1 pseudogene is annotated in these 265 nt (G+C 40.8%); it reads left to right on the forward strand.

From position 1 onward, the window contains the following. Nucleotides 1–265, forward strand: a pseudogene (locus tag AAEY75_RS15570) (hypothetical protein); the annotation flags it as partial.

Genomic DNA, 265 nt, shown 5'->3' on the forward strand with positions numbered 1-265 from the left:
GGCCAAAGGTAGCTGTATTTGCAAAGCTTGGTGTCACAACACGTAAGCCGAAGCAAGAAGAGTTAATGGATGAAAGTTTTGTGGAGTTCGCCAAGGCATATTTTCGTTATCAACAAGGTCATAAACCTACTGGTACTAAAAATGAGCTCAAAGCGCTTCGAGTGTTAGAGGCCGCTCTTATACAAGTAAATGAAGAAGCATTAATTACAGGGTTATCTATTACTTGTCTAGATGAGGCTGCTTCTTTGGCGAGAGAGTATTATAG

The sequence above is a fragment of the Psychrobacter sp. TB55-MNA-CIBAN-0194 genome, from assembly GCF_040309505.1.
GTDB lineage: Bacteria > Pseudomonadota > Gammaproteobacteria > Pseudomonadales > Moraxellaceae > Psychrobacter > Psychrobacter fozii.